At 41.8% G+C, this 11,768-nt stretch carries 12 protein-coding genes; 8 read left to right on the top strand and 4 right to left on the bottom strand.

The window, feature by feature from the left end; translation table 11 throughout:
- A partial coding sequence (locus QZ488_RS12170) for a hypothetical protein (protein WP_293749025.1) occupies window positions 1–209 on the bottom strand: 209 nt, incomplete at its 3' end.
- Window positions 210–413: 204 nt separating this feature from the next.
- Here QZ488_RS12170 and QZ488_RS12165 point away from each other — a divergent pair.
- The 3 genes from QZ488_RS12165 to QZ488_RS12155 all read left to right on the top strand — a co-directional run bounded on the left by QZ488_RS12165 (window position 414) and on the right by QZ488_RS12155 (window position 4,074).
- The gene (locus tag QZ488_RS12165; protein WP_293749023.1) at window positions 414–2,162 is read left to right on the top strand and encodes an ABC transporter transmembrane domain-containing protein; all 1,749 of its coding nucleotides are present in this window, start codon (window positions 414–416) and stop codon (window positions 2,160–2,162) included.
- Window positions 2,163–2,216: 54 nt separating this feature from the next.
- On the top strand, window positions 2,217–2,735 hold the full coding sequence (gene def / locus QZ488_RS12160) for a peptide deformylase (RefSeq protein WP_293749021.1): 519 nt from the start codon (window positions 2,217–2,219) through the stop codon (window positions 2,733–2,735).
- 67 nt (window positions 2,736–2,802) lie between these two features.
- A complete protein-coding gene (locus QZ488_RS12155; RefSeq protein WP_293749019.1) occupies window positions 2,803–4,074 on the top strand; it encodes a lytic murein transglycosylase in 1,272 nt (423 codons plus the stop codon).
- A gap of 58 nt (window positions 4,075–4,132) precedes the next feature.
- Here QZ488_RS12155 and QZ488_RS12150 read toward each other — a convergent pair whose 3' ends face one another.
- From QZ488_RS12150 to QZ488_RS12140, 3 genes are all read right to left on the bottom strand, one after another.
- Window positions 4,133–4,885 carry an alpha/beta hydrolase gene (locus QZ488_RS12150; RefSeq protein WP_293749017.1) on the bottom strand — a complete coding sequence of 251 codons (753 nt, stop codon included), beginning with the start codon at window positions 4,883–4,885 and terminating at the stop codon, window positions 4,133–4,135.
- 260 nt (window positions 4,886–5,145) lie between these two features.
- Complete coding sequence (locus QZ488_RS12145; protein ID WP_293749015.1) at window positions 5,146–6,723, bottom strand: M56 family metallopeptidase; 1,578 nt, start codon at window positions 6,721–6,723, stop codon at window positions 5,146–5,148.
- Between the two features lie 10 nt (window positions 6,724–6,733).
- Window positions 6,734–7,132, bottom strand: a complete 399-nt coding sequence (locus QZ488_RS12140; RefSeq protein ID WP_293749013.1) for a BlaI/MecI/CopY family transcriptional regulator — start codon at window positions 7,130–7,132, stop codon at window positions 6,734–6,736.
- 171 nt (window positions 7,133–7,303) lie between these two features.
- Between QZ488_RS12140 and QZ488_RS12135 the strand changes: the two genes are divergently transcribed.
- From QZ488_RS12135 to QZ488_RS12115, 5 genes are all read left to right on the top strand, one after another.
- The gene (locus tag QZ488_RS12135) at window positions 7,304–7,807 is read left to right on the top strand and encodes a sigma-70 family RNA polymerase sigma factor (protein WP_293749011.1); all 504 of its coding nucleotides are present in this window, start codon (window positions 7,304–7,306) and stop codon (window positions 7,805–7,807) included.
- Between the two features lie 2 nt (window positions 7,808–7,809).
- Window positions 7,810–8,256 (top strand): zf-HC2 domain-containing protein, encoded by a 447-nt coding sequence (locus QZ488_RS12130; protein ID WP_293749009.1) that lies wholly within the window; start codon window positions 7,810–7,812, stop codon window positions 8,254–8,256.
- Entirely contained in the window at window positions 8,253–8,591 is a 339-nt protein-coding gene (locus QZ488_RS12125; RefSeq protein ID WP_293749007.1) for a YbjQ family protein, read from the top strand. The genes QZ488_RS12130 and QZ488_RS12125 overlap by 4 nt, the downstream gene beginning before the upstream one ends.
- 13 nt (window positions 8,592–8,604) lie before the next feature.
- Window positions 8,605–9,366: a CPBP family intramembrane glutamic endopeptidase gene (locus QZ488_RS12120; RefSeq protein WP_293749005.1), complete on the top strand. Its 762-nt coding sequence runs from the start codon at window positions 8,605–8,607 to the stop codon at window positions 9,364–9,366.
- Between the two features lie 85 nt (window positions 9,367–9,451).
- Window positions 9,452–11,749, top strand: coding sequence for a YgiQ family radical SAM protein (locus tag QZ488_RS12115; RefSeq protein WP_293749003.1), 2,298 nt, complete (start codon window positions 9,452–9,454; stop codon window positions 11,747–11,749).
- The last annotated feature ends 19 nt before the right edge of the window (window positions 11,750–11,768 follow it).

Genomic DNA, 11,768 nt, shown 5'->3' with positions numbered 1-11,768 from the left:
GCTCGTATATCCCAACCTGCTTGGCGAGGTAAAAACAAGCCCAAACACACTATACAACCAGCGTATAAACTCAAACGAATAAGGTTCGGATAAAACCAAAACAGAAACAGTAGTAACGCTGCACCAATTAACAATGCCACTTTCATGGACATATCCATTTTAGTGACTGCGGGTTGTTGTTTGTTTGTCAGGTAACTGCTGCTACTCATAAATATCCTTGTTTGAGAAACGGTAAACTAATTTCCAGTATAGGGTTGAAGGATATACCCATACAACCGCAAAATATGCATTTCAGCGGGGTATGGGTAAACCGCCTGCAACAGTTTGATACTTTTTACTTTGACTGGCGTATCGTAATCACTGCCCAGTGCCCCCATACTAAATCTACTTGCTAAATTGACGAGAGAAATACTTTGCAATCCCCTAAAACCAGCACCGTAATGAGATGGCTATTTGGTCAACTTCGTCCTTATAAATCAAAAGTGGCAATTGCCATTTCAGCATTAATTGTAGGTGCGGCGTCGTGGTTGTTATTAGGCCAAGGTATTAAAGCGGTGGTGGATGAAGGTTTTATTGCTAACAACGCCGACAAACTAGATCAAACTATGTTTTTGGTGATGGGTATTGCGCTGATTGGCAGTATCGCAGCTTATTTTCGATTTTACTGGATGATTTGGTTAGGCGAGCGAGTAAGTGCAGACATAAGGCAAAATGTGTATGGGCATTTGTTGACCTTATCACCTGCATTTTTTGCTAAAACGCGCACCGGGGAAGTGATTTCTCGTTTTACCGCAGACACCACATTATTGCAGTCTGTGGTGGGCATGGGATTATCCATGGGGTTGCGTTCATGCATTACTTTTATTGGTGCATTATTTTTAATGCTTTTTTCAAGCCCAATGTTGACCTTGTATGTACTGATTGCAGTGCCAATAGTATTGCTACCGATTAGAGTTTTTGGTGCTAAAGTCAGATTGTACTCTAAAAACAGCCAAGACAAGGTGGCTGATGTGGGCGCCTATGTTGATGAAACCTTACATGAAATCCACACAGTACAGGCCTATTCCCATGAAGAAATAGACAAAACACTGTTTCAGACTCGCATCGAGAGTGTAATGGGGGCCGCACATTTACGGATTAAATTCCGTGCCTTGCTGGTGGCTTGTATTATGGCTATTAGCATTATCGCCATCACACTAGTGGCATGGGTAGGTGCACAGCAAGTATTAAGCAGAGAGTTGAGCGCGGGTGAACTCACCGCATTTATGTTTTACGCTGTGATGGCCGGTGGGGCAGTGGCCACCATTAGTGAAGTGATTGGTGAAGTTCAAAAGGCAGCCGGTGCAAGTGAACGATTAATGGAATTACTCAACACTCAAACCAGTATCGAATCGCCAGCGTCACCTATTCAACTGCCAAATAAAGTCAGTGGTGACATTGAATTACAAAATGTGAATTTTCATTATCCTCAAGCTGATTCCGTTGCTGTGATAAAAAACCTGAACTTGAAGGTTAAAAGTGGCGAGCGTATTGCTTTGGTTGGGCCTAGTGGCGCGGGTAAGTCTACTTTGTTTCAATTATTACTGCGTTTTTATGATGTCAGTAGTGGTCAGATTGAATTGGAAAAACAAAACATTAAAATGCTCGATGTTGCTGCGCTGCGGGATCAATATGCCTTAGTGCCACAAGAATCAGTAATCTTTGCTAGCAGTGTAAAAGATAATATTGCTTACGGTCGCACCAATGCCAGTCAGTTGGATATTGAAAACGCCGCCAAGGCCGCCCGTGCTCATGATTTTATTTGTGAGTTGCCAGAAGGTTATGCAACTAACTTGGGTGAGCGTGGTGTGCGTTTATCCGGTGGGCAAAAACAGCGTATTGCCATTGCTAGGGCTATCTTGGCAAACCGACCAATATTGCTGTTAGATGAAGCCACTAGTTCTTTGGACGCTTCAAATGAACAACATGTGAAGTTAGCCTTAGAAGAATTAATGAAAGACAAAACCACTATCATTATTGCTCATAGGCTGGCGACTGTCATAAATGCTGATCGTATTGTGGTGATGGACAAGGGGGAAATAGTCGCAATAGGCACGCATCAAGAGTTGGTAGAAAGTAATGCACTGTATCGTGAATTTGCACAATTACAGTTGGTGAATTAAAAGTAACTGCTGGTCGCGGGCTTCGAGCGAACGGATACAAAAAAGAGATGAATTATGAGAATTGCGCATGTAGGTGAGGAAATACTTAGAACGTCAGCTATACAGATTTCAAAGTCTGAGTTTGAGCATGAATCACTGAATGGTTTTATTGATGAATTATTGGCGACAATGCTTGAGGCCGATGGCATTGGTATTGCTGCGCCGCAAGTATTTGACCCTAGAGCCATTATGATTATTGCTTCTCGGCCTAACCCTCGATATCCCGACGCGCCCGATATGCAACCTTTGGTATTGATTAACCCTGTGATTCAACAAAGTAGTGAAAACACGGTGTGGGAGTGGGAAGGGTGTTTGTCTGTGCCGGGATTGCGCGGGCGTATTGAACGCTCAGATTCGGTCGATGTGGCGTATTTGGACAGACAAGGTCAGCCGCAAAATATCAAACTTGAAGGTTTTATCGCACGTATCTTTTTACACGAATTTGACCATCTAATTGGCAAAACATGGCTTGATCATATTAGCAGTACAGAAAATATAATGGCGAATGATGTATGGATGCAGAAATTTGCTTAACGATTTTTACTAAGTCGGGTAGCATAAGACTCGAACAACAATTTCTCAAACTTTTTGGATAGTGACTTTGATTTCTTTTTCTTCATTTAGAACAATTATTATCGCTGCTGGGCTAACGTCATTGGCTAGTGTTTCTCACGCTCAGGAAAATGAAACGCCAGAAGCGGATGGGTTTCCACAATGTATCGAGCGCTTACAGCAACAGGCTCGTAATGCAGGCGTGTCTGAAAGCACCACCGTAGATATTCTGGGGCAAACTAAACCTTTGCCTAAAATTCTAGGTTACGACCGTAATCAACCAGAATTTGTGCAAACATTTACTGGTTATTTTTCAAAACGCGTGACCAATTGGCGAGTGGATAAAGGCCGTGAAAAACTAGCTGAACATCGTGAGTTTTTATCTAAACTTACTCAACAATACGGTGTGCCAGCCCATTACCTGATTGCGTTTTGGGGGCTTGAAACCAATTTTGGTGGTATCAAAGGTAAAATTCCTACTATTGCGGCTTTAACCACATTGGCCTGTGATAAGAGAAGAAGTGAATATTTCTCCGACGAGCTTGTGCAGGCATTGTTGTTGCTTGAGCGTGAAAACCTAGTTCCAAAAGACATGATTGGCTCTTGGGCTGGGGCCATGGGGCACACCCAATTTATGCCTACAGCCTATATGAAATATGCCAGAGATGGCGATGGCGATGGTAAAGTAGACTTATGGAATAATGAATTAGATGCACTGACATCTGCAGCCCACTTTTTACAAAATTTAGGCTGGCAAACTGGCTTTAGATGGGGCCGAGAAGTCTTATTGCCAGACAGTTTCGATTATCAATTAGCAGGCAAATCACAACCTCAACCTTTGTCTTTTTGGTCAGAAAAACAAGTAACCCAAGTCAGTGGTAAATCCCTTGGCGACAGTGATTTAAAAGCAGCATTGCTTATCCCTGCTGGGCATAAAGCCTCAGCGTTTATCATCTACCCCAATTTTGATGTGATTCTACGTTGGAACAATTCTGAATATTACGGCATCGCAGTAGGCCACTTAGCCGACCGAATTTCAGGTCATGGTAATTTATCAAAACCTCTACCCGACTTACCTAATTATACCGTTGCAGAAATGCAGCAATTCCAAGATAAGCTAAACAAACTAGGCTTTGATGTAGGTGAAGCTGACGGTATTTTGGGGCCAGCTACGCGTAAAGGTGTACGTGAGTTTCAAGTGACCATTGGTTTAATTGCTGATGGCTATCCATCACTAGAAACGGTTGAAGGTGTGAAACAGGCTCCTTTGAATGTTGTGCAGGAAGAAACTACTGAGATATTGGAATCAATCGAGAATTGATTTAAATGCGGGTTTCCTGCTCAAATAGTTAACGAGCGATTCATTTCATTCGCTCGTTCTATTCTGCCCACTTTTCGATAAACTTTCTATACCGCTTGGATACTGCTTTTGCTTTATCAGGAACGGATTGACTGTAGCTATGAGTGCCACCTGCCAATTCGTGGTACTCATAGCTGTGACCTGTTTTTGCTAGTTCTCGGACAAATTCACGACTCATCTCAACAGGTACAATAGGATCTGCATCACCATGTGTTAAAAACATAGGCGGATCTTGGGGATCTAAATAGGTGACGGGGGATAAGGCCGCTAGACGTTGTTGATGATTAGTTGAATTGTGTTCGAGCAAACGTTTTAGTAATGAGAACTCTAAATATTTCGCTAGTCTAAAATCTGCGATAGGCGATGATTGACCTGTTATTGCGTGCACAGATGAATCAAATTGAGTATACAAACCATGATCATCAAAGGCATCGGAATTCCCTGTCACTCCGGCCATTACCGCTAAGTAGCTACCGGCTGAAGCACTGCTAAGAATAATCCGTTGTGGATTGATATGGTATTCAGCAGCATGAGCTTTTAAAAAACGGATCGCCAATTTTATGTCATCAAGTGCCGCAGGAAACTTGTGTTCTGGTGCAAATCGATACATAGCACTAGCAGCAACAAAACCCAATTGAGTCATTTTTTGAATACGTAGATTATTATTACTTTTATCACCTTTTAAAAAACCACCACCATGGATCATTATCAGTACTGGTCGAGGTTGTGCACTGAGTGTTTGCGGGAAGGCTAGGTTGATTGATAATTTCACGCCATCTATCTCACCTATTGTTATGTCCTCGTACAGACCTTTTAAATGCAGGGGCTGTGAGCTGTAACTCAAAGTGGCAGTGCAAAGAAGTATAGAAAGAAATAAACATGACAAATACTTTCGGACGACATTTTTATTGGCCAAGATGGTTTCCTTTTACAAAATATTTTTAAGCTAAGTTACGGATTGAAAGTTCTTAAATAGCAAAACACATAAGGAGTTTTTAACTCGTTATGTGTTTTGTATTTAATTGGCTTTAGTTAAAGCATTTGAGACATACTCTCTAGTTGCTTTTGGTTTTTCTCTGTTGGGTACAATATGGCTATTTTTTCTTGAATCGCAACGGCTTCAATCGAGTCCTCATTCGCCAGATGGTTTGCTATTAACAGATTTAACCACTGTTCTTGAGGCTGAAATCCTTGAGTTTCGCTGATAGAAACTAACTGATTTAATAATGTAGCCGACCTTGCATGTTGTTCTAAATAAAAGTGTGAAACTGCGGTCAAAAATAATTGATTTTTCTTGTCTACATTATCATCAGCTATTTCAAACCATTTGCTTGCGTAGCTAAGTTGTTTGTCCCATCTTTCTTGGCTTGCTGCAAAAGCTTGTGCCATATGAAGAATGGCTAAAAGTTCACTTGTAGCTAACGAGTCTTCAAGGGCTATCGCTTTATCCATATAGGCTATTATCTGTGGGTTTTTGGCATCTAGCTCATATAATACGTGAGCGTTCAGTTTCCAAATTTTGGCCTGTTCTGAGATGTCGAAGTTGTGCACATTATTAGCTAAGTAATTTAACTGAGATTGTGCCCCAGTAAAATCTTTGTTATTAATCGTCTTGAGCACATCAACAAGACTCGCTGTTTGAGCTCCATTATTACCAAGTTGTTCTGTATTGACTGTAGCATTTGAAAAGCCAATCCATCCCGTTAGCGACAATAACGCCGCCATCACTACTACATATCGTTTTTTTATTTTATGTTCCTTATTGAGTTTATTAATTCGCTGTAAATTAAATGCCGGTGTACCACTCATTTGTAAAACTGCGGGCATTTTCAGTGTCTGTTGCTGCTTATTCACCTGTAATGTCAGTTTAATCAACTGCAGTTGATAACTGCCTTCGGGTAAATGCTTTTTACACTGCTCATCGCAGCTTAATTCTATTTGTTGCCTAGCGTAATGTGCGGTAAACCAAACCAATGGATTCCACCAAAACAAGCGCTGCACAAGGTTAATCACCCATAACCAATAGGGGTCATGCTGGCGAATATGGGTTAATTCGTGCAACACAATAGTGCGAATTTTGTCGATGTCATGTTGTTCACTGTCAAGCCAAATAATGGGTTTAGTCAGACCGGTAGCCATGCCTGGAGAGTCTGACTTGATGCGACGAATATCACAGTAAGGCTGGGTTATTTGTGCTGTTTTCCATGTTTGATTATCTAGTTTTGAGTGTTTTACCCAGCGTTTATGTAACTTTAGATAACTCACCAGATCTTTGAAAAACAATACTAAGCCTATGATGAATGCAGCCTGCCATAACCCGTCAAATGTTAGCCATGCAGGAGATGATTGTTCGGTTAACGGGGTAACTACCGGAGTGTCTTGGGTGACGGTTGCGGAATTTACCCAATTGAATTCACTTAGAATATTGAGCGGTAAAGTGAAAGTGTTAGATGCCGCCTCAAGTTGCAATAATTGCCAAGGGGTAAGCCAAGTAACCAATAACATCAGGCAAATATAAAAACGCAATCGGGCAGGCGCTGCGCCTAATAGCAGAATGGCTAAACCACATAGACTGCTGATCATTAGGGTGATAGTTAGATAAGTTGTCATTATCGCCTCACTATTCAGTTGAATTCTTATTTTTAGCTTTATGCGCTGCTAACATGTTTTCTAGTTGCTCGATTTCGCTGTTATTAAGTTGTTCGTTGGCAAGTAACTGCGCCACCATTTTGTTTGGGTCTCCGGCAAACATGCGCTTTAAAAAACCTTTGAGTAAAGGAGGGGATAGGGCTTCACGTTCAATCGCTGGAGCATAATAAATAGTGCGACCTTGTTGGTCGGCCCGTGTGACTGCTACTTTTTGTTCGAGTCGGTCGATTATGGTTTTGACCGTTGAGTAACTAACGTCTTTATCCAATTTAATTTTTTCATGTACCTCGGGCGCAGACGCTTTACCGGCTTGCCAAAGAATGTTCATTACATCTAATTCAAATTCACTGAGTTTTATGTCGGTTGTCATTTCTATCTCTACATTTGTCGATCTTATGTCTACAAATGTAGAGAAGGTTTATTTAGTTGTCAACAAATGGGTGTAATAAATTTATTTTGCAATCTATGGAATAAACCCCAAAGCTGGGACGTTATAGATATAGTCACGTTGGTTATTGGTCAGTTTTAATTAGGGATTGAGATGCAAGACACATTAGCAAAGGTTACCCAAGGGGCGTTTAAATTAGCCTTGCAAATACTAGGGCAGACATCTGACGCGCAAGATGCGCTGCAGGACTCAGTGTCGGTTGCCATTGCTCATCGCGGTGCTCCTAATTCAAGCAGTGCCGATTTTAAACCTTGGTTTTTCCGTGTTGTACGGAATAAATCGATAGATAAGTTGCGCGAGAAGAAACGCCATCAAACTGAAGAGTTTGATGAGCAAGTGCCACATGTCTTTGAAACAAATCTGGCTACTGATCCCGAGCAAGCCGCACAAACAACACAACTCAATCAAAAAATACAAGCAGCTTTGGCTGTATTACCCGAGCAACAAAGGGAGTTAGTGTTATTGAAGGATTACCACCAAATGTCGTATTTGGAAATCGCTGAAGTTTTAGATATACCCAAAGGTACTGTGATGTCTGGGCTACATCGCGCTCGTTTGGCATTAAAAACGCTGTTAACCGAAACAGTTGGAGACTAATCATGAAAAAAACCAGTTTATGTGAACATATTGGCGAACAGTTATCAGGCTTTTTGGATGGAGAATTAAGCCAGCAAGAGAGTCAGCGTGTATCGGTACACCTTAGTCAATGTCATAGTTGTAGCCAAACCTATGAACAATTGAAGCAGATACAAGGTGCGGTTAGCCAGACTTATTATCCTAATCTAGAGCAACAAAAAATGGATGCGGTATTACAAGACTTAACCTCAAGACGAATGTTTGATTTCGCTTGGTTTGCCATTGTCAGTGGCGTGTTAATTAGTATTGTATTTGGTGTTTACCATTTTTGGTTTGATAGCAGCATTGCGTTATACAGTAAAATCGTCATGAGCTTAATCTGGGGCGGCGGTATTGGATTGTTTTTAACAGTATTACGTCAGCGTTTAATCATCAGTAAAACCGATAAATATAACAAGGTGGATTTATGAACAACATGTTAGTTGTGCCCAGTAGCCAAATTGCTAACCGAGAGATAATTCAACACTTAGGTTTAGTGCGTGGTAATACCATTCGTGCCCGGCATCTAGGCAAAGATATTTTGGCCTCACTGAGAAATCTTGTGGGTGGAGAAATTCATGAATACACCAAGTTAATGGCCGAAAGTCGCGAACAAGCCATTGACCGTATGATTGATGAAGCCAAAAGTTTAGGCGCCGATGCCATTATAGATGTGCGTTTTACCACCTCTATGGTAGCGCAGAGTGCCGCAGAAATTTTGGTGTTTGGTACGGCAGTGAAACTTGAACCTGAAATAGAAGGCTAATTGGGAATACACCATGGCATTGCCTTTGAGGTCTGATAAATCTAAATACTTAGTTTTATTTTCACTGGGCTTTATTGGCATATTGTCATCTATTTCACTTATACCGCAACTCACTTCTTTGTCACCAGAGCCACTGCCCATATCAATATTTTGGGTACAAGTGATATCCGTTATTCAAAGCAGTGTGTTGTTATTGTTGATGGTGGCGTTAGGGTGCGTTTTTGCAAAAAGGGTGAGTTTAGCGACTCCAATTATTGATAGATTATGTGGCGTATCAACGCATCTGCCAAAGCTCACGGATATTCTGCTACCCGCTATATTCGGAGGGGTTGTTGGTGGGATTTGTTTAGTTGTTTTTTTCTACTTGTTGGCAGATTTTCTACCAATTGATTATTTACAGGCAAGCGAGCATTTTAACCCTCCTTGGTATACCAAATTGCTTTATGGTGGCATTACTGAAGAGATATTAGTGCGCTGGGGGTTAATGTCATTTTTTAGTTGGTGTTGTTACAAAGTCTGCCAAACAAACACTAGTAAGGTAAACTTATACAATTATGTGTTTGCTATCTTGTTGTCAGCATTATTGTTTGGAGTAGGGCATCTGCCAGTTGCATTAATGTTGACTGAAACTCCCAACATATATTTTTATTTGTACATCATAGTAGGCAACGCACTTTTTGGTTGTATTGCAGGTTGGCTTTTTTACAAGCGTGGACTTGAATGTGCGATGTTGGCGCATATGGTTGCCCATTTAACCTTGTTAATTTTGGGGTGATTATTGCCTCACCAATACAATCTATTTCTGCTATAATCCCGCCGATTTTTTGTACAGCACGTCGCTGCATTTTTTAGAGACCATTATGCCAACTATTCAACCCGCCTCTCGATCCAAACCTGTTGCCCGTATGAAAGCGGATCGCGGCTTGTTTTCTTTTCCCAAATATTGGGCGGAGTGTTTTGGGCCTGCACCTTTTTTACCTATGTCACGCAAAGAGATGGATAAATTAGGTTGGGACAGTTGCGACATTATTTTGGTGACAGGTGATGCCTATGTGGATCATCCAAGTTTTGGCATGGCGGTAATTGGCCGTACGTTGGAAGCGCAGGGATTCAGAGTGGGGATTATTTCTCAGCCTAATTGGCATAGCAAAGACGAATTTATGCAACTTGGCGAACCGAATCTGTTTTTTGGCGTGACCGCGGGCAATATGGACTCGATGATCAATCGATATACGGCTGAGCGAAAATTACGTCATGATGATGCCTACACCCCACATAATGAAGGTGGAAAACGCCCCGACCGCGCAGTGACGGTTTATACCCAACGTTGTAAAGAAGCCTACAAAAAGCCTGTAGTCATTGGCGGTATTGAAGCCAGTTTAAGGCGTATTGCGCATTATGATTATTGGTCAGACAAAGTGCGCCGTAGTGTGTTGTTTGATTCAAAAGCCGATATGTTGATGTTTGGTAATGCTGAACGTCCTTTGCTTGAAATGGCACATCGTTTTGCTGCTGGTGAAACCATAGATCAAATGCAAGATATTCGTGGTACCGCAGTTATTCGTAAAGAGCCGTTACCCGGTTGGCAGGGAGTGGACTCAACCCACCTAGACAGCATTGGTAAAATTGAAGCTATTATTAGCCCTTACGAGACTATCGAAGATAAATGTGCGGTGCAGTCTGAAGCCGAAAGGCAAGCGGCTATTGAAGAGCAAAAAGCCCAGCCAATAGTCGTTCAGCCTTTTACTTCTAAAACCCAAAGAGTGAAACCTTGGGACAAAACCTATGTGATGTTGCCCGCCTATGACGTAGTGCGCGCTGAAAAAACCCATTACGCTCATACCTCACGTATTTTACATAAAGAAACCAACCCTGGTTGTGCTAGAGCACTTGTTCAACGCCACGGTGATCGCATTATTTGGATCAATCCACCCGCTTATCCATTAGAAACCGAAGAAATGGATGCGGTGTTTGATTTACCTTATGCCCGCGTGCCTCATCCTAGTTATGGCAAAGCTAAGATACCCGCATACGACATGATCAAAACCTCGGTGAATATCATGCGTGGTTGTTTTGGTGGTTGTACTTTCTGTTCGATTACCGAACATGAAGGTAGAGTAATTCAAAGCCGTTCTGAAGAATCCATTATTCGCGAAATAGAAGAAATTCGCGACAAAGTACCCGGTTTTACCGGTGTTATCTCCGATCTTGGTGGCCCAACGGCGAACATGTATAAGTTACGTTGTAAAAGCCCTAAAGCAGAACAAGCCTGTCGTCGATTGTCCTGTGTTTGGCCAGAAATCTGCGGACATTTAGATACCGATCAAACGCCAACGGTGGAGCTGTATCGTAAAGCCCGTGATGTCGAAGGTGTTAAAAAAGTATTAATTGCCTCTGGTGTAAGATACGACCTAGCGATTGAAGATCCTAATTACGTAAGAGAATTGGTGACTCACCATGTAGGTGGTTATTTAAAAATAGCTCCTGAACATACTGAAAAAGCGCCCCTCGATAAAATGATGAAGCCGGGCATGGGTACCTACGACAAGTTTAAAGAATTGTTTGATAAGTACACCAAAGAAGCGGGCAAAGACCAGTATCTTATTCCTTACTTTATCTCAGCGCATCCGGGCACTGAAGATGAAGATATGTTGAACTTGGCGTTATGGCTCAAAGAGCGCAACTTTAAACTAGACCAAGTACAAAATTTCTATCCATCACCTATGGCTAATGCCACCACTATGTATCACACCGGCAAAAACCCGATACATAAAGTGAATCACAAAAGTGAAGAGGTTGAGGTGCCTAAAGGCGAAATTCATCGCCGTTTACACCGTGCTTTTTTACGATATCACGATCCGGCTAATTGGCCAGTATTGCGAAAAACACTTAAAGAAATGGGCAAAGCTCACTTGATTGGTAATAGTCCTAAGTGTTTAGTGCCAGCTGAAAGCCGCAATGAGCTAAAAGGCCGTGACCAAAAAGAATTCGCTAAACGTTCAGGTAATAAGGCGTTTGCTAAAGGTAAGTCTACTAATGCCAACAAAGCGCAAAAAGGGTTAACCCGTTTTAGTGATAACCAACCACACAACGAAGCGGCCAAGTCTGAGAAGGCGAGTCATGCCAAGCCAAAGAATAAAAATCGCAAACCTCGTTAAAGCAGATTGAAACACTATT

The organism is uncultured Paraglaciecola sp. (genome assembly GCF_913020055.1).
Lineage (GTDB): Bacteria > Pseudomonadota > Gammaproteobacteria > Enterobacterales > Alteromonadaceae > Paraglaciecola.
Note: the sequence above shows the minus strand (reverse complement) of the source record. Positions and strands in the feature narration are given on the sequence as shown.